This is a genomic window from Chitinophaga silvatica (genome assembly GCF_003419895.1).
Classification (GTDB): Bacteria; Bacteroidota; Bacteroidia; order Chitinophagales; family Chitinophagaceae; genus Chitinophaga; species Chitinophaga silvatica.
The window spans coordinates 106370-129204 of record NZ_QPMM01000007.1; the positions used below are offsets into that span (position 1 = coordinate 106370).

The following is a 22835-nucleotide window of genomic DNA, read 5'->3' on the forward strand; positions in this document are numbered from 1 at the left end:
TACCTGAAAATGATGGATAACAGGAATTAAAATAAGGTAGGTGGGCCTTTATTGCTAAAGGCATTGAGAGTCATTTTATAGATTCCCGCGCAGGTTGGTCTGCTATATTCTATAGGGGCAGGTAGTAATGAAGTAAAAACAGGAGGATACGGTAAATCAAATTCTTTTCCCTGATGATGTGCATAGTCGCTACATCCTTTACAGACTGAAGAAACAGAACTGGATTTATGATCCATAAAATTCTCATAATGTTCTGTGCAGGTATGAGAATGAATTAGTGGGAGAAATGTAACATACATAAAGGAAACCAGTAGCAGCAAGGATATTGCCTGTTTACTGGCCTCTATTATATGTAATTTCAGTTTGTTCATTTATGCAACAAAGTTGCAAATTATAATTTAGAAAACAAATTTTATATTTAAATAGATAGAATTTTTTTTGAAAGAAAGTAAAGCATACTTCTTAGTTGCTATTCTTATGATTCTTTTCGGATGATCTACACGTAGTAAGGTTTCCTGCTTTATATCATTTGTATTTCCTTCACCCGGTGGGGCAGATGCCGAACGGCAAAGAGTTGGAGGTAATAATTAAAGCTATTTGTATTCCGGGTTTCTGATAACAAATGAACCGCTTACATCAAGTTGTTTGGTCGTATCAGACGTACATTCCATCCGGGCATTAAAGATGCCTTTTATTTCTTTATCATTTATCTCTTTGATAGTGATAACATTTTTACTGCCTGGCATGGAAGTATATTCTTCGGGGTTAGCAATAACCTTATCATTCATTTTTATTGCCAGAAATCCGCCTTTCAGCAGACCCTTTACTGGAACGGGCATATCATTCTGTACCCGAAGTAGGGGATAGTCGCCGGTTGATATTTTGTCAGAAGCAGAATCCAACATAACACAGCTAAAATAGAAAGGAATGTTTTCGTCGCGGTCTGTAAAGAAGCCTAATGTTTTCCGGGGGCTGATCTGCGTTTGGGCGGTTAGCTGCCTGGAAACCACATCTTTACTAAAGGTATGCTCCTTATCCGAAACTATCACTTTAAGTTCATAGTGTTCCTGTGCAGTTACCTCTAAGAAGCACGATAGAATACTTATTAATAAGAACAAGCGTATTGTGATCATTTTACTGGATTTGTAACACTACTGCAAATCCATCATGATCGCCTGTAGTATCGGTTTCATTGTTTTGTTTATTATGTAAATCGAAACATCCCAGCTTTTTCACTGCTGCGAATTTTACCAATTTCTCTGTATATTCTTTTTCTGCTCCTTTGAATGTAATATAATCATGCGACAGGCCCCGCTCTCTGCTGGCAGCGCCAATCCAGATATAGATACCATCTTTGAAATATGGGCCGAATAAACGTGTATGGTCATTGGTGAAAGTCCATAAGTAATTTGAAAAGGCCGCATTGCTTGATGAATCTGGTAATTGGGGGAAATATTGATTATTCATAATCCCTTGATAGGTGGACGTATGGCCTGGTCGCATATTGAATCCGGCTGTACTGAACTGTTTTATTATCAGTTTACGGGAGTCGTTTACCGAAGTAGATAAAGTATCAACAATAATTATATTGATTGGCTCAAACAGCGTTTTGCCACCCAGTTTAAAACCAAGCCATTGAGCTGGTTTGTCTTGTTTTTCGTACATCCATTTACCGATAGAAGGAATAGCCTTTGCAATTCCAGGAGGAATTGAGTCCTGGCACCCGGTATTATTTGGATTGGAACAGGAGGTAAATATTAGCAGAGCTATACAGTACCATGGGAAACGAATCATGAAATATTTGTTTATCAACCTAAATAAAATTCAAACAGCATTAACAATTCCTGAGGGGAAAAGGTTGTCTGTCAGAGAATTTTTTCTGTGTAAACAAAATTTCAGATATAAATTAATAAACCTCCATTTCGTAAATAGAGTATCCCCTTTTTCCCGGAGGTTTCTGTTTTAGATCCAGTTTAAGGAATCTGGCATTGGAGAGGGTGAAATTTAATTCTTCCTCTCCACCTGCCCCATTAATTACTGAATGTATTTTATTCCAGTTTTCACCATCTAAGGAAGCCAGTAAATCATATTGTTTTGCATACGATGCTTCCCAGTGAATAATTAATTTTTTGATTTTGTATTCCTTTTTCAAATCGAGTAATACAAAGGCTTGTTCACATTGGTGACTAGACCATCTGGTTGATTTATCTCCATCTATAATATTACTAACATGAAATATGGAGTTATCATTTTCGGAAGTAGTGCCGGTAATAGTATTACCAAAATAGGATGCTAAATTGCCGGAACCATCTTCAATTACCGAAAGATTAAATTGTTTGCTTGTGACCATCCCTTTTGCATTACTTACGGATATAGTGTATGCTTCAGAACCTGTTTTCCCATCCAGAGAGAGATTGTATTGTCCGTTATCTGCTTTCTGTAGTTTAAATATGGAAGATGGATTTTGAATTGATTGAACAGAGGTATTGTTGGTTTCTCCGGTAATTAGAGAAAAGGGAAGAAAATTAATATAAGTTAAGCTTCGGTTAGAGATTACCGGTGTGTGTTGTGGATAGATAAGCGGATATCCGGTAAGCCACCTGACACCATTTTTTAATAATTCCTGGTATCCGGTATTACGCTTAGCTGTTAAATCATGACCTAAAGTAAGGCTCATTACTTTTCCTTTTCCTACAGGGTGCCACCACATAACCGGATGATTTTCTGCTCTGGCAATAACTTCGATTTTGGAAGTGTTGGGTTGAAAATAGTATAATTCATCTTCAATATCGAAATCTTCTACGGCTTTAGAAACAGGATGTTCCTGTATATTTCGGAATGTATACTTATAGCCCCAAAATTCTTCATTGGTGGTATACACCCTGAATTTTGAAGGCTCGGATGAAGGGCCCCCAATGAAAATACCACCTAAAAACTCTTCATATTTATTCCAGTTTAATAGACTGAGTATTCCACAGTGTAAGGTAAAATAAGATTTACCGCCAGCTACAAACTGATAAATAGCCTCTAATTCATTTGATTCAGGAACCAGGAATAATGAATTACTGATTAGTAAATCATATTTACTTAGGTTTTTATTGTTTAAATCTTTAAGGTTAGTGGTTGTATCTATATCAACTATACCCTTAAGTATTTCTATTACCTCAGAATTATGGAATTCGTGTAACCAGGGGGGATAGTTTTCCATTAAAGTGGGCTGGTTGCCGTTACCGGTTATTATAAGTGCTTTTGGAATGCGCTGGGCAAATGTATTGATAAAGCATAAATGCACGATAATGAAAAGGAATGTCTTTCTCATTAGTAGATCATTGTTTAAGTAATGATTGTGCTACTTATTAATTAGTGGATTTTTGCGAAAGGAATATTATAATCGAGCTACAGATAAATTGCGAATAAGGAAGCACAAACGAAGGACTAACTTCGAAAAAAAAAATCAGATTTACAAGGAAATCTCTTATTATTTTAAGTGGTAGCCAATAAGAATACTTCTCCGCTTGCCGGCAGGAAATTATCTGTTCTATTGGCGAAATACAAACCTTCCATTTCTCTGGTAGAGATAGTGTGAGCATCTTTAAATCCTGCTGCCTTCGCCATTGCCAGTATTTCTTCCTGGTTGAAGAAACTAATAAATGGGGTACCGGCTTCCCTGGCTCCTTTTTCAGCAATTAGCTGTAATTGTTTGTCTTCCTCCGCCATTAGTTCAGTTGGTAGATAGAAGGTCATTGCAAGGGTAGAACCATGAGCCAGCGTGTTAATTTGCTTAAGAGTAGCCATTATAGCTTCCCAGGTCAGGTATAATGTAACCCCTGTGCAGGCAATAACGGCAGGTTTGCTGGCATCGAATCCAGATTTGAGCAGTTGATCCCACCAGGAGGTAGTTTCGAAATCAACTGATACAAAATGTAGCCATGAAGGAACACCCAATCCTGTTTCCTTCAGTCGTTGTTGTTTCCAGGCTTGAGTTTCGGGTTGGTCTATTTCAAAGATTTGGAGTAATGAGGCGATATCTGGCCGGCGTTGAGCAAACGTATCGAGACCAGCGCCCAGAATAACATACTGACTAATTCCTTTTTTACTTTGATCGATAATCAGATCTTCAATAAATCGCCCTCTTGCAACGATAGATGCACGCAAACGCTTAGTAAAATCAGGATGCATATCGGGGCGCTGCTTCCAATTGTCGTCCGGAGCAATTAACTCTAATCCAACTACATCTTCAATGATATGTGGAGGAGCATCAACTTGGCTATGAATTGCTCTCCATAATGCAGTTCTCAGGGCTGTATTATCGGGTTTATGTTCCATAGTTACATAAATCTACAGCAATAATACAAATTACCCTAAATATGCCTTCTGTTTAAGAAGCAATAGCAGCCTGCTGCTGTGCTACATGGTATCCAAACTTTCTCATGTTTTTAGCTTCCCGGAGGGAGATCATGCGTTGAAGTTTTGGATCCCAGATTTTGAGTCTGAAGCAAGCGATAATATCTTTGATTTTCAGGCTGGTTGTTTTAGCGTTTTGAAGTTCAGGGATTTCTGCCATTACCTGTGGTAAGCGGTAGAAAGGAATACGTGCATTCAGGTGGTGAATATGGTGGTAGCCTATGTTGGCTGTAAACCAATTCATGATTGGCGACATTACCATGAAGCTTGAAGACAATAATGCGGCATCATGGTAGCACCAGTCTTCATTTTCTTTAAAGGTAACTCCCGGAAAATTGTGTTGGGCATAAAAAAGATAGGCACCAATACCACATGCAATAGTAAACGGAATAACCATAAACAGTAGCCATGCCTGCCAGCCAAAGAAGTAAAAAACAGCAACACTTCCTGCAATATGCAGAATCATAGCTAAAAGGCTGTCGAGATGTTTACGTGGACTGCTAAGAAACGATTGCAGGCACATTCCTAGGAAAAACATGGTCAGATAGCCGGCCAGGATGGTTATAGGATGCCTGGTTACAAGGTATGCTCTGCGTTCCTTACTGCTCATCTGCTCAAATTTCTGGCGCGTAGCAATAGGGTAGGAGCCAATACTGGCGCTGAATAATTTTGAATTATGTTTATGATGATAATCGTGAGATCTTTTCCAAATACTGGTAGGAGCCAGGATATATAACCCGAAAACGGTCATAATAGCTGTAGCAATGGGAGACTGCTGCAGAATGGTATGGTGCTGATGATCGTGGTAGATTACAAATAACCGTACAATAAGTAAGCCTGAAAGGATACTGGCAAATAATTTTGCTATAAGAAATGGCAATGCCAGCGTGCACGTAAGTGCAGCAATCAGCAGTACCATAGTGGTTATTAAATGGATCCAGCTACTGGACCTGATTTCACTGGCATACGGCTTCGTTGCCAGTATAAGGTCTTTTCCTTCACGCATAGGTTTTAGTTTATTTGAATAGGTTGTTTACAAGGTGGTCTCTAAGGTTTGTTTACGTTTGTGCTTCCATCGACGGTGCGACCAAAGCCAGGTTGCAGGTTGTTCTTTTATATCTTCTTCTAACTTCTTAGTATGCGCTATTGTGATATCTCCCTCGTTCTGATTAGCAGGTGTGTCTATTAATACAGAAGCTTCTACACTGTAATAACCTCTTTTTACTTTTGTCACAGATACAAATACTACCGGGGAATTCATTTTCTGGGCAATCTTTTCTGTGCCTTTGAAAACCGGAGTATCCTGGTGCAGGAAATCGACCCACTGCGCTGTAGAAGGCTGTGGCGACTGATCGGCAATGAACGCTGTTGCATTTACGATATTCCTGTTTTTCACCATTTCCCTGAATGTATCCTGCATAGCTATCAGCTTAGTGCCAAAGCGGGTACGCATTTTATACATCAGGTTATTGAATCGTTTGTTGGCAAGTGGGTGGTAGATCACATATAATTGTTGCTTGCACAGAATACTGAATGTATTGCCGGCCCATTCCCAATTGCCTTTATGCCCCATTACAAGGATTGCATTCTTCTCCTCCTTAGCCAGCTGATCAAACAAGTCAATGGTAGCCTGACTGAAACTACAACGCTTCACCATTTCAGCCTTGCTGATGGTGAGTGTCTTAAATGTTTCCAAAAACATATCGCAGAGATAATGATAAAAATCCTTGCAGATGCGTTTCAGTTCTTTTTCGTCTTTATCTGGAAATGAGGCACGAAGATTACTCATCACTACTTTTTTCCTGTAGGAAAGGACGTAGTAAAGCAAAACATACATGACATCAGATAAAAAATATAATACAGGGAATGGCAATAACGCAAGTCCATATATTACAGGTTGTAGGCAATAATAAATTATAAATGACAAGTGGCAATAGTTTAAAACTACTCCTCTTTTAGGAGCAATTGCGGTGAAAATAACGTTTAATAGCAACATTTCACAATGTTTAGAAATAATTAAAGTGTTATTTGCCTGTTAATGACTCTTCCTAAGTACTTACTAAACAGTCACTTTACTAGAAAGACATCTTAGAATACCTTTACCCCTATTCAGAATTTTAACAATCTTAAAACAGAAAAACCAGGCACTGTCCGGTACCTGGCTTACTTATTAAATATTATTAATTATTAAAGTCTTGACTTTAATATCTCATCTAGCTCTTGCTGAGTACCAACACCAGCACCCACAAACCGTTTTATTATCACCCCATTTTTGTCGATCAGAATTTTGGTCGGGAAAGCATTAATGTTGTACTTCATCGTTACATCTTCCTCTCCATCCTGTTTAGCATTAAGTACATTCATCCAGGTCATCTTATCCTCATCCATAGCTTTTGTCCAGGTTTGATAGTTTTTGTCGGTGTCTTTGCTTCTTTCATTTGCAATACCCAAAATCTCAAATCCCTTTGATTTATACTCAGCATATACCTCTGTCAGGTGAGGATGACTCTGCCTGCAAGGCCCACACCAGCTGCCCCAGAAATCCAGCAATACGTACTTACCTTTTAAGGATGTCAGACTAATAGTATTACCATTTCTGTCTTTCAGGCTAAAATTTGGAGCTTTGGCACCCTGGGCAGTGATTTTGGATTGTTGTATACGCGTTGCATAGGCAACACCTTCTTTTGAAGTTTTTAAAGCCGGCGAAAGCTTTTTAAAGAATGGCTCTATTTCAGCAGGCTCAAGTATATATATGGTATACTCTTTTAGCAGGTCTAATGCGATTCCGGATTTAGGATGCGTGAAAAGGAAGTTTTTCTTTGCATCCTTTTTCTCATCTTCCAACTGAAATAATTTAGTATTATACTTTTTTATAGCTACGCTATCGCGGGATGTATAAGCAGGTTTCCCCTCTTCTGTATATAACTTGCTGGATGCTTCATTTAAGGGTTTCAGTATTTTATTTACAGTTTGCCAGTCATCTTCCGCTTTTGATCCTGTAATAACTGTTGTATTTAATGTTCCGGGAGCCGATGCAGTGATGGTGCCATTGTCTAAATAAAATGTCTGCTCGTAATCCTTTAATATGCGTGTTTGTGCATGATAGGCTTCAACGTCATCGGCGGCTTTTAAACGTAGCGTGGCCTTTACAGGGTAAGCAATCTTTCCTTTAAAGGTGAATTCACCATTAGTAAGTTCACAACTGTCTTTAATTACATTCCCATTTTGTTGAAATGTCAGATAGATGAGGTGATTGACAGAGCGCTGATAATCGCCTACTTTCCCTGAAAGTGTAAATGGGCGATTCTCCTGAGCGGCGCCAAATAATGGCGCCGTCAGAAGTGCAGTAAGTAACAGGGTTTTGGTCTGCTTTTGCATAAATAGAAATTATGGTTGGTTTTTGAAATTAGTCGGCAACAAAAATGTCTACCGGTTTACCTGTTACGAGTTCATATGCCTCCAGGATCTTTTGTCCGGCTATGTCAATTTTATACAAACTACCTTTCTTATCGCCGCTGGCATTTTCTTTATAGGTACCTACCAGCAGCTTCGTATCATTTTCAAGTAGTCTGACAGTTATTATTTCGCCGGCTCCTGCAGGTAATGTAATAACATCGTTGAGTGTAGGGGTAATGGAATTGGCTCTGTAAATTTTATTTCCGTTACATATATACCAATCAAAGGTTACGGCCGATAATGTGGCAGTAGCACCTGCTAAAAGTCCGCCCGGAAGGTCAAACTCTGCATCTTTTGTGATTACCGGAATATAGGGAGAGGTAGCCGGTGATTTATAAACCATTGGTAAAGTGTAGAAGTGTAGTTTATTCCCACTTTTTAATATGGCTTTTACTACAGCTGTTTGTGTGGTACTCACATTCCAACCTCCACCTGCAAAGAAGTGCTGCCCTTTGGTAGCATCATGGTAGCCAGGGATTTCAGAGATTTTGTCATAGGTAAAACGATCGCCATAAATGCCGGATACTACATCGGTTGGCTGAACAGAGAAGTGTCTGAAACGTTCATTCTTTTCATCATATCCGATAAAATCACTCTGATGGATAGTCAGAATAGTGCCAATCCAGGGCGCCAGCCGATAGTCATCTGCATCATCCGGTGCTGCCGGTCTGTATAATATTCCTTTACGATAGGTGATGAGCTTACCTCCTGAAATAAAGAAATTTAATGTGCTGGAGGTAAAGGTAGTAGCATATGTTGGTGCAAAACTAAAGTTCTGGCCTTCCAGATAACTGGTTGCATTTATGAACTTCTGTGGCACAAAGGAGGTAAGATCTGTGAAAACAGTTGGATTAGGACCTTCCTGGCTGGTCACAAACACTTGCCACTTATAATCGTTTGGTCCACTTGCATAAAGTTTGTAACCCATAATATTAACGGGTTTTTTTCCATATTTAACTCCTGCAATTTCATCCGTAGAGATGATCGGATCGCTGGCATTGATCAACGATTTAAATGAAATCATAGTATTGCCGGTACTGCTTTCTGCCAGAATAAAATAGCCCTTGCCATACGGACTAGTTACGTTTACAATGAAATCCGTAAAATACCTGACACCCGTTTTATTATCTTTTACAGTGTATCTGCCATTGTTTTTGCCAAATGGAAGATTAATCGTCACATCGAGATTCTTATCTGTTCCAACTGTATCTTTCCCTATTTCCCAGGTATAGCTTAAATCAGGGTCCTGATTCAATTTTCTGGTAACGTCAGGATTGATTATCAACTTGGTTCCCTGAACAATATTGTAAATATTGTCATTGTCCTGGCCCGATTTTATTCCTGTTATTACAACATCATTCAGAGTCTGATAATCATAATTGCCTTTATCTTTCGAACAGGCAACCATTAATATAAGAGATATATAAAGTAGATATTTCATAAAGTAAATTATTAGAAATTATAAGGGATCGTCACACGCTCCTTGGTTGGATCATTATCAATGTATGTAGGATTGGCAAGCAGAAAATCCTTCAACTGTTTTACATACATATATAATATTGGGAAAGTACTCACTCCGGTGAACGTTGGCATATTATCCCAATAATAGAAGTAGGTTTTTGTATTATCGTAAACATCCGGAGATGGGTCTACACCTTTTTTGTACAGGTTGATCCAGAGTTTATACTTCTCTTTTGAATATGTGCCAAATACTGTCTGCCAGGTCTTCCACCATTTTGGTTGTTCAAGAATATCCGTAAATGATATTTTTGCGGATTGATATTCTTTTGCACCTAACTGAAAATCTGTTCCTGAGTGGAGTTTCAACACCAATTGTTTATAAGAAGTAGAAAGAGCCAGTGTTTTGTTTACCTTAATGTAAATAGTATCTGAAACCCTGCCAGCCCGTACTACCTGAGTAGTGCTGAATGGTACGTAGTCGATATTCTCTACTGCTGTGGTATTTTCTTTATCTATTTCAATATTGAAACTTCTGTCTTTAGCCTGAGTAGTTCCGGTAATACTTACCGGCACTTTAAAGGTATATTGATTTGTATTAGGTAGATCAAATGCAAAGGAATAACTGATACTGTCTACTCTCTCTGCCAGTTCCACATTATATTGATTTAGTTTAAAAGGCAATGTGAAGTAAATATAACTGTCTTGCCTGTTGTACATCAGTTCATCACTTTTTTTGCAGGAGCTGACAGCTATTGCCGCTAAGGCTATTATATATATACGTAGTTTCATGGTTGGCGTTATTTAATGTTTGGACTGAATTCATATTCTTCGTCAGGAATAGGAAACACGAAGATGGTATTGGAGGCTGTTATCCTGGAATTATTATCAATGATGATATCTTTATACAGGCGTTTATATAACAGGAATAGTTTTCCTTCTCCCAAAAATTCTTTCCGCTCTTCACTGATTAAAGCATCTAATACTGCATCATCACTACCATAATCCGTAAGTGTAAGTGGTGTTTTAAGTCCACGGGCTGCACGAACTTCATTTAGCAGATCCAATGCGCGTTGGTTATCTTTCCCAATTTTACTTTCGGCTGCGATATAGTAGATTTCTGGCAGGCGTAGCAAACATACTTCAGGATAATATCCAACTCCCAAGCCACTAACTTCCTGGGCGGCAATATATTTCAGGAATAGGGGAGTACCGGCAGAAGGGAACCAATACTTTAGCCTGTAATCTTCCGCTGTGCCATACACGAAGTTTTTCATCCGGTTATAATCTACCAGCAATACATTATTGGAATTATATGTATAATCGGCATATCCCATATATGGCCCGGCAGTCTGATAATGGTTGACGATATACAGGGAGAAGATCATCTCTGATGTATACTTAATATCTCTGAATGCTTCTATACTTGGCGTAGATATTTCGTTGGCTGCAGTAAATCTGATTGCCTGGTTGACTTTTACTTCATCGATCAGTTCAGTAGCATATTTATAGGCTGCATCGTTATCACCTTTTAGTTGGGAGTTACGTGCCAGCAAACCCAGTACAGCATAGTAATTCATGCGGGAGCCACGGCGATCGAGTATGCCATCATAATTCAGTGCATCGGTATTTCCATTGCCCGAACGGGTGAGTGTTTTAATCGGATCATTGGCCAATAGTGTTTTTGCTGCTTGCAAATCTTCCTCAATAAAATTCAATACTTCTCTGGAGGTATTGAATTTCAAAGCTGCATGGTCGAACTGCTTACGATAAGCTATGGCAGGTTTATCGAATCCATCTATTTTCGTAACCGGACCAAACATTTTTAAGAGCTCCATATGTGCGAAGGCACGTAATCCGAGTGCTTCTCCTTTGATCAGGTTATATTGGGTAATCTTAGCGGCATTGGTGCTTTCCAGGCTGGCTAAAATAAAATTGGTATTGGCAATTGCAGTATACAATTGTTTCCATACCTCATTGATTTTGGTTTTTACAGCAGCATTTTTATAATTGAATTTGGATGCCTCATATAAATTATGAGTAGGAGCCGTGATATTCCAGTATTGGGCAAGAGCATCTATCATCCCAAATTCAAGCTCTACTCCATATAAACTATTCTGTGAAAGGTTATAGTAAACCCCTGCCAGGGCAGAGCGATATCCTTCGCTGGTCGATAAAAGGTCTGTTGCTCCCAATTGGGCATGTGGATTTACATCCAGCCATTTTTTGCAGGAAGGTAGTGAAAGGGTACCTATTGCGGTAAGTATGAGTATAATCGTTTTTTTCATGACGGAAGGAGATTAGAATGATACATTTAAACCAAATACAAAGCTTCTTGCAAAAGGATAAGTAAGTCCTCTTTCAAGTTTAACGGTCGAGAAGCGTAATACATCGTTCATATAAAAACTGCATCTGGCTCGTTCAAGGCCAATCTTCCTGATTAATGCCCTGCTGAAATCATAGGAAAGCGACAGGTTCGTGAGTGTGAGTGTATTCTCGTTTTGCACAAAGCGACTTGAAATATATGGCTGGGTTCTTTCTGCAATATTTTTGTAGAATGACCAGTCATTCACTGCTTTCCAACGTTCTTCAAGCACACGTATATCTGCATTCTGGGTTGGATTGGCGCCTTCTACCCGGTCTACCAGTGTTTGATTGTAGATCTGCCCGCCGTAACGATACTGGAAGGTCATATTCAGGTTCCATCCTTTGAAAGCAAGATTGGTGGCAATATTTCCGAATAAGGTAGGTTCGGTATTTCCCGAAGTGATCTTATCGTTTGCATTCCAGGCATAGGTAATCTGTCTGTCTTTGGTCAGATATACTTCTTTACCTGAAGCTGGGTCTATACCTAATGACTGTACAGCTTTTATAGCGGTCATAGATTCGCCTTCCTCATATACATTTTTAGGGATGTAGAGTTGTGCGTTATTATCCTTGTTGGTTTGTTTCAATGCATTAGAAATCTTCAGCAACTTACTTTTATTGCTGGCACCCATGAGTGAAACAGCCCATTCTGGTCTGTTATTTGTTTGTTTGAAGATGATGGCATTCAGATTGAATTCATAACCGGTATTCTGAATTTCTCCCAGGTTTTCTTTATAGGAGTTGGTAGGAAATCCCAGAGAGGGAGCTACAGTGATATCGGTAAGTAAACCATCTGTTTTCCTTATATAATATTCTGCACTCATTCTGATTCTCGAATTCAACCAAACCATATCAGTACCTATATTGGTCATATATTGTTTTTGCCATTGCAGGTTTTCATTGCCATATCCAAGTAATGTAGCACTAACTGTATTATAGTAAAGCCTGTCTGTTAAGAACTGATAAGTAGTTCTGGCCTGATATGCCGAAAATTCCTGGTTACCGGTTACTCCATATGATCCTCTGATCCTTAACTCATTAAGTACTTTATTGGTCTTCCAGAAAGATTCCTTATTGATGTTCCACCCTGCACCTACAGAATAGAAAGGTGCAATTCTGTTATTGGCTCCAAAGCGTGAAGAACCATCTGTGCGGAAGGAGAAGTCGGCAAAGTAGCGATCATCATACATATAGTTCAGATTTCCCAGCACGCCTACTGAACGGGTTTTTCCTTCGTCGCTGACCGGTTTGGTATCTTTCTTAAATTGAATGGCAAAGGAAGGATCTGAAAAACGGTCATCAGGGAAACCTGTGATCTGGTAACTGTAGGAGGAGGTTTGCGATTGAGCCATTTCAGCTGCTATAGCAGAGAGAATTGTATGTTTATCAATTTTCTTTTTATAGGATACCTTAATATTGCCTGTCATGTCTATCGCCTCGCCATTACTAAGGGCCAGTTGGCCTCTTTCTCCTACTGCTTTAATTGTTTGGTAGATAGATGAACGGGGCGAATTGAATAACTCTGAATTGATATTGTCTTTCTGGATTTTGAAAGATCCTCCAATTCTGAAATCGTTGTTCACAAACCAATCCAGGTTTAACTGATCACTGAATGTTTGTGTTTTAGTCCAGTTCCTGTAAGGCAGATATGCATTGTAAAGTGGGTTTACAATATTATCTGAAAGGAATGGTCTGTAACGACCTAAGGTATCAAAAGGTGTTTCATAGGGATTGAGGACAGTGTATTGAGAGAAAGCTCCGAATGGTGATTCAGTTGCTTTTACTCCACTATAGGATGCATAGTTGCGGATGGTGATCTTATCTTTTATACGATAGTTAAGGTTGAAGCCCAGGCCGTAACGATCCCTCCCGGATTGCTTCATTACTCCTTTGGCATTGTTGTAGTTCATGTCAATACCAAATCGAAGCTCATTGGTTCCTCCTTCCACAAATAATGAATGAGCTGCTGAAAGTGCATTTTGAGTAGGTTGAGAAAGCCAGTCGGTATTTACCCCTCTGGTTATTTCACGGTATCTGTCGTTGTATTTGGCATCCAGGGCTCTTTGGTTTTTGATTCGGGTATTGAGATCGGCATCTTTTGCAGTATATAATCCTGCAAATTTTTCGAATTCCAGTTTTTGAGAAGCATTCATCAGGTGGTAGTCGCTCAGGTCGGCGATGGCCATCGTTGGCTTCAGGTCGTAAGTTACTCTTAGCTTGCCGGCTGCCGGTGCGCGTGTTTCCAGTACAACAACTCCGTTGGCAGCTCTGGAACCATACAGGATGGTAGCAGATGCATCTTTCAACAGGGTAATACTTTCGATACGGTTTACATCGAGGTCGAATACTTTTTGAATCGACATCTCAAATCCGTCTACTATAAATACCGGGGCAATTGATTCGTTCAGGAAACTACCGCGGCCACGGATAGTCATTTCAGGGATTCGGTTTGGATCAGAACCGAAGTTATTATCCTGCTGTACTTTAAAGCCTGCGTCTATATTTTGAATGATAGCAAAAATATTGGCGCTGGAATATTTCTGTATTTCGGCCCGGGTAATAGTACGGGAGGCACCTGAGAAGCTCTTTTTATCGCGGTCGAAATACCCGGTTACTACTACATCTTTAATAGCTTCTTCGGTATTTTCCAGTACTACATTGGCGGGAACTCCCGATCTTATAGCAATTTCTTTTGGTTTAAACCCGATAAAACTGAAGATAAGGATATCACCTTCGTCTACATTCAGTTTAAACGTACCATCGTTGTTGGAGATGGTACCGGTTTGTTTGCCCTTGATCTTAATGTTCACTCCGGGAAGTGGATTTCCTTTTACATCCCTGACGGTTCCTGAAATCACTTTAAATAAAGGAGCAGCTTCCTCTGTCTTTTTTTCTTTCACAATTACCGTATTATCGGCAATGGTGTAATCGAGTTGTTGATTAGCGAAGCAAAGTTTCAGTACTTCTGTAATATTGGCTTGTTTTACATCGATGGTCACCGGGTTGGCATTTTCGATTAATCGGGCATTTCCGAAGAAATCGATACCGGTTTGTTCCCTGATTTTTTTAATGACCTTTTCGAAAGGTGTGTTTTTCTCTTTAAGCGTAATCATTTGCCCATAGGTGGAGGCATGCACCTGTATTAGCAAAGAGAGTGTAAAAAGCGTTGTGAGTTTCATAATACGCAAAATTTGGAGAATGGTACTACTGGCGTATCCCTGTCTAAATACTTGGTAAAATTTCATACATTTGGTTGATTGTGATTGAATGTTGTAAGACACATTATTTAATTGGCAATCCATTATTATTCGGTTCCCGATGGCCGTCGGGAACCGTTTTTTTGGTTGGTGATTGAATGACAATTTTTTATTTAGATATTATTATTTTCCTTCCATCGATTTTACAATGAATATCTCCCGGAGCTTCCAGAATGCCAACCAGGGTAGACAGATTTTTTGAACGTGAGAGTGCGCCGGTAAACTGGAGTGCTGGCAGGTTGCCCTGATATACTATCTCCACATTATACCATCTGGATACTTTGCGCATAATACTCTCAAGACTCTCATTATTGAAAACAAAGAGTCCATTTTTCCAGGCTGTTACATCAGTTACATCCACATTTTTAACAGTAATTTTTTGGTTGATTAAAATGGCTTGTTCATTTGGTTTTAATATTACGTTGTTCTCTGTTCCATATTGTATGGCAACGCTGCCTTCCAGCAAAGTTGTACTGGTTTTGGCTTCATCGGCATAACTATTAATATTGAAGTTGGTGCCCAGTACTTTCAGTGTTTGTTCTCTGGTTTCTACAATAAAGGGATGTGCAGCATCCTTTGTTATTTCAAAATAGGCTTCTCCATCCAGTTTTACTTTCCTTAAACCATTTTCCAGTAGTTGCGATGAATAAGTAAGCTTTGAGGCCGCATTGAGCCAAACTTTAGAATGATCCGGAAGAATAACGGCATAGGTTTCACCCCGGCTGGTTGATAATGTATTTAATGTATGCTCATTGGTATTTGAATTCTGAAGATCATATTCCAATTGTCCATCTGCGGTTTTACGTACTACAATACCTGCTTCCTTGGCGATTTCTCCGTTTTGTGTGTCTCCCAACCTGATTGTTTTTCCGTTGGCAAGTGTAAGAGTGGCTCCCATATTACCGGGGGCAATATCCTGTTTTGCAGGCTGTTCTGACTTTGCCTGAGGAGGGGTTGGATGAATAAGGTAAATCCGGCAAACGATGAGAATAAGCGCTATGGCTGCCACAGCGGCGGCGATACGAATATATTTGACAGATAATTTTTTAGGTGCAGGATTTGCTGCTGCCTGAAAGATATTCTCAAGCATTCTTTTATCTGCCCCTGGCAGATAAAAATCCCCGGTTGATTCATTATTGGGATGTTGATGATAGAAATCCTGCATCAGTTCCTGCAGGAGATCGTCGTGCTTCCCTTGGTCGACCAGCTGGTAGAATTCTGCTAATTCCTCATCAGTGGCTTGTTTGTTGGTGAATTGATCAAATAAATATTTAAACCTATCCTGCATAAGCATGGTTACAATTAAAGGACGTTTATAGTAATGAGGGGAAAAAGACGAAAAAGGTAGTAATGCGGAAGAAAAAAAATAAAAATTTATTTCAGAATAAGCGGGGTCGTTAAAATCAGAACAATACCTGAGCTTATTTTCCGGGCAGCTACATCTTTACGAATAAATTGAACGGCGAGTTGAATATGCTTTTTGACAGTTACGACAGAAAGATTAAGCTGATGGGCTATTTCTTCATATTTAAGCCGGTCGTAACGGCTCATCATATATACTTTTTGTTGTTGGGCAGGTAGTTTGGCTACGGCTTCGGCGATTAAGGCTCTGTATTCATCTGTAGGTTTATCCCATTGGCTCGGATCATTTTCTTCGGTCAGATGTTTCTCGAGATCAACGCGTAAGACTTTTTCTGCGGCAATTTTCTTCAAGGCGGCAAAAGTATCGTGTTTGCAGATGGTAAAGAGGTATGCTCCGAAATTATCGATCTGGGCAAGGGTTTCGCGGCGTAGCCAGATTTTAACAAATGCATCCTGCACAATTTCTTCAGCTAACTCCTGTGAGTCAGTCATCTTACCTACAAATCTGCCAAGTTCCTGGTAGTACCAATAAAATAGAGTGGCAAAGGCACGTTCGTTTCCGGCAGCCGCATCAAGCAGTATGGTTGATTCATTAATATGAGGAGGCAAGGCCATCGCAAAAGTTCTCTTCGTATTCAAAAATTCATAAACGGTGGTAAATGTAATAAAATATTTGAGAAAGCGCCAGCAGGGTATTTTTAGTAGGAATTCTGAGCATCTGATATTATATGTAATAAATTAATATTTTAATTATTTGACCAATGGTCTTGCACCTTTGAAATTTTTTGCCATAGTTTGTGGTACCAATTGAATCTAAACAAACGCATTGTCGACAATCGAAGCATACGGAGAATTTGAGCTGATTAATTCCTTTCAGCTGGGGGAGCGTAAAGCATTGCACCAGGTATATGCGCTATACCAGCGAACACTTTGTTTTTTTACAGAACAGCTGGTAGAAGATACTATGGCAGCGGAGGACATTGTTTCTGAATGTTTTATAAATGCTTTTGAGAAAAAAGAGGATTTCCCTTCGCTAGGCCAGCTCAAATCATATTTATTTACTGCAGCTAAAAATAAGGCACTCAATTATCTCAAAGCCCAGAAGCGGCATGACGATATTCATCATTCTATCGAAAGAGTAGCCGATAAGTTTTCCGAGAATGTAGAAAATGCCTACATCAAAACGGAGGTTATGCAAATGATCCTCCGGGAAATAGAAAAACTTCCTCCCCAATGCCGGCAGGTAGTGCGACTATCCATCATTGATGGTAAAAGCGCTCCCGAAATCGCCGAAGAATTGAAAATGGCTTATCAGACTGTCCTAAATCAAAAAGCAAAAGGCGTCTCTTTATTACGTATAGCCATCCTTAAAAATGAGTTACTTTCCTTACCTGTATTGATTTCCGCCCTTACAATATTGAACCGGTAAAAAAAAATTAGGACTGACCGGTATAAAAGAAAGAGTTAGTTGTTTTAGTAGGAGTGGATAGTATGACTGAATACAATAATTACATTGCCAAACTTATAGGCAAATATTTAGAAGACAGCCTGAGTGCTGAAGAACATATAGAATTAACGGAATGGATTAACGCTTCCGACAACAACCGTCATCTCTTTACAGAAATGACTGATAAACAGCAGTTGACTACTCATCTGCAACGAATCTATGCTTACGATTCCGACAGAATTGCTCAGAAAATAAGTGCAAAGATCCCTGCATTCGGAGATCCTAAAATAGTAGAATTACAACCAGTATCCTTCCTGAAAAAATGGGGATGGGCCGCTGCTGTTGCTGTATTGGTTCTTGGAGGTACTTATTATTACCGTGTTCATACAAAGGAACAACCCACTAACCTGGCAACAAATCAATCACCTATAATGCCTGGTCAGCAAGGCGCTATACTCACCTTGGCAGATGGTCGTCAGGTAGTATTGGATACATTATCCGGGGGGCTGATTGCCAGTCAAAATGGCGCCTCCATAGTCCTGGCAGACGGGAAACTGGTATATGATCCTACTTCAGCCGGCAACGCAGAGGTACAATATAATATAATGACTACCCCTAAGGGACGGCAGTTTGAACTTACTTTGCCGGATGGCACAAAGGTTTGGCTCAATGCTGCAAGTACCATCCGCTATCCTACTGCCTTTACGGGTAAGGAAAGAAAAGTAACGGTCTCGGGAGAAGTCTATTTTGAAGTAATCAGGGATGCAGACAAACCATTTTTTGTTAGTATAGATAATAAAGCAGCTATAGAAGTACTGGGAACTTCATTTAACGTAAATGCATATGAGAATGAGCATTCTATACAAACTACCCTGGTAAATGGTAGTGTAAGAGTAGGGGTGCCAATAGCCAATCAGAGTAAAATATTAAATCCTGGCCAACAGGCAACGATTGTCAACAAACAGATAACAGTAGCAGAAATTAAAGATTTAGATAAGATCCTCGCATGGAAATATGGCCTGTTTAATTTTGATGGTGCCAACCTGGAGGAGGTTATGCGACAATTAGAGCGATGGTATAATATAGAAGTAGTATACGAAAATGGTATACCTAATACCCGATTTATCGGGGAAATGAGTAGACAGATTCCTTTGACAGATCTGTTGGACATATTAAAGAAAACAGAAGTTGACTTTCGTGTAGAAGGTCGGAAATTAATTGTGTTAAACAAATAAAATCAGGTTTTAAGGATAAAATATTAAAGGCTGGAATAATCCGGCCCGGCTATATATATCGTAAAAAAAGACCAACCACTAAAAAAAACCGTCACGGATTGCGGCCGTGACGGTGGATTTGACCTGGTTTGTATTTAAATGGTCTATTGGAATTCTCATTTATTAACAACCAAATCTTGTGCAATTTATGCAAAAAAAATGCTATTGGCCCCCCGATTGTCAGGGGAAGCAATTTGGCCTAACCAAAATCTATCTCGCCATGAGACTAACCGTACTGTTATTAACAACTGTTATCCTGCAGGCTGCCGCAGCGGGAAACGCGCAAACTGTTACTATATCCGGGAAAACTATACCTTTCAAAAACGTATTCTCTGCCATCAAGCAACAAACAGGTTATGTAGTTTTTAGTAATACCAATACTATCGGTGAAGGTGCTACTGTTTCTCTTTCAGCCAAAGATATGCCGCTGAAAGACTTACTTGACGCCATGCTTAAAGATCTTCCGGTTACTTATCTTATTAAGGATAAAACCATAGTTCTTTCCCGTAAGGCTTCAAACAATTATGCTCCTCCTATCAGCATAACAGGTACCATCAAAAATTCCAACGGTGAGCCACTTCCCGGAGTTTCCGTTCGTATTAAAAATACCGTCAGAGGTACTATTACTACTGCTGATGGTACTTTCTATTTTACTCACCTGCCCGAAGAAACCGTACTTCAACTTTCTATTCTTGGTTACGAATCAATGGAAATAGGGGTGAAAAATTCAGGTAGTGTTTATACAGCCTATGCTATTAATAAGACTCAGGCTAGTTCCTTATTAGTTACCGAAGGAAATAACCTGGTGATGAATATTACGTTGAACCGCAAGGATTATGAAATGAACAACGTAGTAATCACCGGATACATGAACGTAAATAAAGGCAGTTATGTAGGTTCTGTATTCTCAGTAAAAGCTGATGATATTAAAGTCGCAGGTGAAACCAGTATCGATCAGATGTTACAGGGCGTAGTGCCTGGTATGTCTGTAATGGTGCAATCTGGTCAGGTAGGTGCTAATCCTAAAATCCGTATCCGCGGTACTTCTACCTTATTAGGTAATCAGGAACCACTTTGGGTAGTGGATGGAGTTATTCAGCGCGATCCTTTACCCATTCCCAATGGAAACGGATCATTGGCCGGTGATGTGAAGGAGCTTCGACTAATTGCATCCAACGCAATTTCCTGGCTCAATCCAAACGATATTGAAACTATTACCGTTTTAAAAGATGCTTCCGCAACAGCAATCTACGGTTCTCAGGCTGCAAATGGGGTAATCGTACTTACTACCAAGAAAGCACGTCCGGGCGAATTGGCAGTTTCCTATACTTCCAATCTGTCTGTGGGTCAAAGACCTTCCTATGGCATGTACGACCTGATGAACTCCCAGGAACTAATGCAATTGTCTAAAGATATTTACGAGGCTCGCGACAGCTATACCAATACCATATTACCGATTGGCTACGGTGCTTTAATCCAGCAACTTCAGAATAAGCAAATAGATTATGCAACGTATGTTGAGAAATATAGAAAAATGGAACAGCAAAATACCGACTGGTTTGGGCTGCTTTTCCGTAATTCATTTAATCAGAACCATAGCATAAGCATTTCAGGAGGTACTGAAAAGATTACTAACAGAACATCCTTCAGCATGCAACAGCAAAAAGGCGAGGCAAAAGGAAATGATCTCAGTACTTTTTCTGCATCTTCCAATACTACGCTCAGATTCGGAAAGCGTATGACTGTGAACTTCCTGTTGAATGGAACTATACGTGAAACAAATGGATTTGCATATGGCGTAAATCCTTTTGATTATGCCTATAAAACTTCCAGGACTATTCCTATGTATAATGATGATGGAACTCTGTTCTACCATGAGAAACTTGGAGAATCCAGCACGGTTATTCCTAGCAAATTTTCATACCTCTATAATATTCAAAATGAAATTAATAACTCAGGCAACAGAAATTTATCTACAACACTCGCCAGTACAGTAGATGTTCGTTACCAAATAGCTAAGGGATTAGACTACCAGGGGTTGTTATCCTATACTTCTGCATCCTCTAATGTTAAGTCATATGCAACTGAGTTAACTCACTATATTACGCAAACAAGAGGCTATGAATTCGGAAGTGTATTGTCGAATTCTCCTCAGGAATTAGCCAGCCGTATACCTTTCGGAGGATTAGTACAATTGGAAAATGCTTCCAATAAAGGATATACTTTCAGGAATAGTTTGATTTATAATCGCTTGTTTGGTACCCGCCACAACACCACTTTACAAGGTGGTATAGAGGCCCGGTCTTCTTTACAGGAAGGAAGTACCAATACCCGTTACGGTTATTTGCGCTATCGCGGAGAAAGTTTTGCACCGGTTCCGTTAAACCCTGTTATGCTTTCCAGTTTTGGGGCTACGAACCTCAATGAACTGATGCGCACTAATTCCAGGATTGTAAACCAGCAGAGTAATTACCTGAGCGAATATTTCTCGGCAGTTTACGGCTACGATCAACGATATATTTTCAACTTCAATGCGCGTCTGGATGCTTCCAACCGTTTCGGACAGGATAAAAATAAACGCTTCCAACCTACATGGTCAGTAGGTGGCAGATGGCGCGTTGCAAATGAGGAATTCCTGCGCAAACAAAAATGGCTGAATGCTTTTGATCTCTATGCTACCTATGGTTTCCAGGGTAATGCGGTGGAAGCAGTTTCTCCTTATCTGATTGCAACTGATGGTGGTTTGAGCAGCATTTTCAAACAATATACACTCAACATTAAATCATTGCCGTATCCAGATCTGGGTTGGGAAAAAACTAAATCCTGGAATCTGGGGATCGATTTCTCTGTATGGAATGGTCGCTTTAATGCCACTGCCAACTGGTACAGGAAAAACAGTAACATCCTGGCTTCAAGAGAAGTTCCGGTTGAAAATGGAATGAACGCTGCTACTGTCTTCGGATCTCAGATGATTAACTATGGTTATGATCTGATCATCAACTTAATTCCTGTACGTACCAAAGATTTTATGTGGCAGTTTTCTGTGAATACCGGTCTGGCAAGAAACAAACTACAGGAGAACCAAAGAGTTAATTCGCTGGCCGATTTTCTGAATGGTTCTGCAATTGTTAACGGTGAAGCCTATTCTACTTTTTATTCCTATGCATATAAAGGGTTAGATCATATGACTGGACGACCTACTTTCAATAATCTGGACATTAAACCAACCTCCAATCAACTGGATTTCCTGGTAAAATCGGGAAAACTGGAACCTGATTTCTCCGGTGGTTTCAATACCATGTTCAGATATAAGAATATCTCGTTCTATTCTCAGTTTGCAATGGCTTTCGGAGCCAGCAAGCGCACTCCTGTTTATTACAACAAAAGTGGGGCTCCAACTCCGGAACAAAATGTACCTCGTATTTTGAATGATCGTTGGAAACAACCGGGAGATGAGCAGTTTACCAACGTTCCTGCAATTCCAACAGGTAATCCTAATAGAATGCAAGTTACATTGCCTTTACTGACGCCTGCTTATATGTCGCCATACGATTTATTTAATCAGTCTGATTATATGGTTGCCAGCGCTGATTTTATTCGTTGCCGCCAGCTTTCTCTTAATTATGAGTTCAATCAGAAATTACTTAAGAAAGTACACGTTAAGCGTTTAAGTACTTCTCTTAGTCTGACCAATCCTTTCCTCATAACATTTGATAAAAAGTGGAGAGGATATGATCCTGAAACAGCCGGATGGCCAGCCCGCAGAATGACATCAATATCTTTTAACATGACATTCTAACAATGAAGCGT

General features: G+C 39.6%; 17 protein-coding genes. 3 read left to right on the forward strand and 14 right to left on the reverse strand.

What is annotated here, in order from left to right:
- Nucleotides 1–26: 26 nt before the first annotated feature.
- From DVR12_RS13960 to DVR12_RS14025, 14 genes are all read right to left on the reverse strand, one after another.
- The gene (locus tag DVR12_RS13960; RefSeq protein WP_116976306.1) at nucleotides 27–371 is read right to left on the reverse strand and encodes a hypothetical protein; all 345 of its coding nucleotides are present in this window, start codon (nucleotides 369–371) and stop codon (nucleotides 27–29) included.
- Nucleotides 372–593: 222 nt separating this feature from the next.
- A complete protein-coding gene (locus tag DVR12_RS13965; protein WP_116976307.1) occupies nucleotides 594–1133 on the reverse strand; it encodes a hypothetical protein in 540 nt (179 codons plus the stop codon).
- Between the two features lies 1 nt (nucleotide 1134).
- On the reverse strand, nucleotides 1135–1794 hold the full coding sequence (locus DVR12_RS13970; protein WP_116976308.1) for a hypothetical protein: 660 nt from the start codon (nucleotides 1792–1794) through the stop codon (nucleotides 1135–1137).
- Nucleotides 1795–1906: 112 nt separating this feature from the next.
- Complete coding sequence (locus DVR12_RS13975; protein WP_116976310.1) at nucleotides 1907–3319, reverse strand: ThuA domain-containing protein; 1413 nt, start codon at nucleotides 3317–3319, stop codon at nucleotides 1907–1909.
- Nucleotides 3320–3483: 164 nt separating this feature from the next.
- On the reverse strand, nucleotides 3484–4326 hold the full coding sequence (locus tag DVR12_RS13980; RefSeq protein WP_116976312.1) for a class I SAM-dependent methyltransferase: 843 nt from the start codon (nucleotides 4324–4326) through the stop codon (nucleotides 3484–3486).
- A 52-nt stretch (nucleotides 4327–4378) separates the two neighbouring features.
- A complete protein-coding gene (locus DVR12_RS13985; protein ID WP_116976314.1) occupies nucleotides 4379–5410 on the reverse strand; it encodes a fatty acid desaturase family protein in 1032 nt (343 codons plus the stop codon).
- A gap of 27 nt (nucleotides 5411–5437) precedes the next feature.
- Nucleotides 5438–6400, reverse strand: a complete 963-nt coding sequence (locus DVR12_RS13990) for a lysophospholipid acyltransferase family protein (protein WP_116976316.1) — start codon at nucleotides 6398–6400, stop codon at nucleotides 5438–5440.
- A 191-nt stretch (nucleotides 6401–6591) separates the two neighbouring features.
- Nucleotides 6592–7782: a TlpA disulfide reductase family protein gene (locus tag DVR12_RS13995; RefSeq protein ID WP_116976318.1), complete on the reverse strand. Its 1191-nt coding sequence runs from the start codon at nucleotides 7780–7782 to the stop codon at nucleotides 6592–6594.
- A gap of 28 nt (nucleotides 7783–7810) precedes the next feature.
- Nucleotides 7811–9301, reverse strand: coding sequence for a PKD-like family lipoprotein (locus tag DVR12_RS14000; protein ID WP_116976319.1), 1491 nt, complete (start codon nucleotides 9299–9301; stop codon nucleotides 7811–7813).
- An 11-nt stretch (nucleotides 9302–9312) separates the two neighbouring features.
- Complete coding sequence (locus tag DVR12_RS14005) at nucleotides 9313–10110, reverse strand: DUF4843 domain-containing protein (RefSeq protein WP_116976321.1); 798 nt, start codon at nucleotides 10108–10110, stop codon at nucleotides 9313–9315.
- Between the two features lie 8 nt (nucleotides 10111–10118).
- Nucleotides 10119–11606, reverse strand: coding sequence for a RagB/SusD family nutrient uptake outer membrane protein (locus tag DVR12_RS14010; RefSeq protein WP_116976323.1), 1488 nt, complete (start codon nucleotides 11604–11606; stop codon nucleotides 10119–10121).
- A 12-nt stretch (nucleotides 11607–11618) separates the two neighbouring features.
- Entirely contained in the window at nucleotides 11619–14864 is a 3246-nt protein-coding gene (locus tag DVR12_RS14015; protein ID WP_158563270.1) for a SusC/RagA family TonB-linked outer membrane protein, read from the reverse strand.
- A 187-nt stretch (nucleotides 14865–15051) separates the two neighbouring features.
- Entirely contained in the window at nucleotides 15052–16230 is a 1179-nt protein-coding gene (locus DVR12_RS14020) for a FecR family protein (RefSeq protein ID WP_158563271.1), read from the reverse strand.
- Between the two features lie 86 nt (nucleotides 16231–16316).
- On the reverse strand, nucleotides 16317–16943 hold the full coding sequence (locus DVR12_RS14025; RefSeq protein WP_147323459.1) for an RNA polymerase sigma-70 factor: 627 nt from the start codon (nucleotides 16941–16943) through the stop codon (nucleotides 16317–16319).
- Nucleotides 16944–17130: 187 nt separating this feature from the next.
- On the opposite strand from DVR12_RS14025, the gene DVR12_RS14030 reads away from it, so the two are divergent.
- The 3 genes from DVR12_RS14030 (at nucleotide 17131) to DVR12_RS14040 (ending at nucleotide 22824) form a co-directional block, all read left to right on the forward strand.
- The gene (locus DVR12_RS14030; RefSeq protein WP_116976329.1) at nucleotides 17131–17733 is read left to right on the forward strand and encodes an RNA polymerase sigma factor; all 603 of its coding nucleotides are present in this window, start codon (nucleotides 17131–17133) and stop codon (nucleotides 17731–17733) included.
- A gap of 62 nt (nucleotides 17734–17795) precedes the next feature.
- Complete coding sequence (locus tag DVR12_RS14035) at nucleotides 17796–18986, forward strand: FecR family protein (protein ID WP_116976330.1); 1191 nt, start codon at nucleotides 17796–17798, stop codon at nucleotides 18984–18986.
- 259 nt (nucleotides 18987–19245) lie between these two features.
- On the forward strand, nucleotides 19246–22824 hold the full coding sequence (locus DVR12_RS14040; RefSeq protein ID WP_116976331.1) for a SusC/RagA family TonB-linked outer membrane protein: 3579 nt from the start codon (nucleotides 19246–19248) through the stop codon (nucleotides 22822–22824).
- Nucleotides 22825–22835: the final 11 nt, after the last annotated feature.

Excerpts from the sequence above, each read along its gene's own strand:
- DVR12_RS14010 (WP_116976323.1), bottom strand. The coding sequence starts at position 11,606 with ATGAAAAAAACGATTATACTCATACTTACCGCAATAGGTACCCTTTCA.
- DVR12_RS13970 (WP_116976308.1), bottom strand. The coding sequence starts at position 1,794 with ATGATTCGTTTCCCATGGTACTGTATAGCTCTGCTAATATTTACCTCC.
- DVR12_RS14005 (WP_116976321.1), bottom strand. The coding sequence starts at position 10,110 with ATGAAACTACGTATATATATAATAGCCTTAGCGGCAATAGCTGTCAGC.
- DVR12_RS14020 (WP_158563271.1), bottom strand. The coding sequence starts at position 16,230 with ATGCAGGATAGGTTTAAATATTTATTTGATCAATTCACCAACAAACAA.
- DVR12_RS13975 (WP_116976310.1), bottom strand. The coding sequence starts at position 3,319 with ATGAGAAAGACATTCCTTTTCATTATCGTGCATTTATGCTTTATCAAT.
- DVR12_RS13985 (WP_116976314.1), bottom strand. The coding sequence starts at position 5,410 with ATGCGTGAAGGAAAAGACCTTATACTGGCAACGAAGCCGTATGCCAGT.
- DVR12_RS13990 (WP_116976316.1), bottom strand. The coding sequence starts at position 6,400 with ATGTTGCTATTAAACGTTATTTTCACCGCAATTGCTCCTAAAAGAGGA.
- DVR12_RS14000 (WP_116976319.1), bottom strand. The coding sequence starts at position 9,301 with ATGAAATATCTACTTTATATATCTCTTATATTAATGGTTGCCTGTTCG.
- DVR12_RS14015 (WP_158563270.1), bottom strand. The coding sequence starts at position 14,864 with ATGAAACTCACAACGCTTTTTACACTCTCTTTGCTAATACAGGTGCAT.
- DVR12_RS13965 (WP_116976307.1), bottom strand. The coding sequence starts at position 1,133 with ATGATCACAATACGCTTGTTCTTATTAATAAGTATTCTATCGTGCTTC.
- DVR12_RS13960 (WP_116976306.1), bottom strand. The coding sequence starts at position 371 with ATGAACAAACTGAAATTACATATAATAGAGGCCAGTAAACAGGCAATA.
- DVR12_RS13980 (WP_116976312.1), bottom strand. The coding sequence starts at position 4,326 with ATGGAACATAAACCCGATAATACAGCCCTGAGAACTGCATTATGGAGA.
- DVR12_RS13995 (WP_116976318.1), bottom strand. The coding sequence starts at position 7,782 with ATGCAAAAGCAGACCAAAACCCTGTTACTTACTGCACTTCTGACGGCG.
- DVR12_RS14040 (WP_116976331.1), top strand. The coding sequence starts at position 19,246 with ATGAGACTAACCGTACTGTTATTAACAACTGTTATCCTGCAGGCTGCC.
- DVR12_RS14035 (WP_116976330.1), top strand. The coding sequence starts at position 17,796 with ATGACTGAATACAATAATTACATTGCCAAACTTATAGGCAAATATTTA.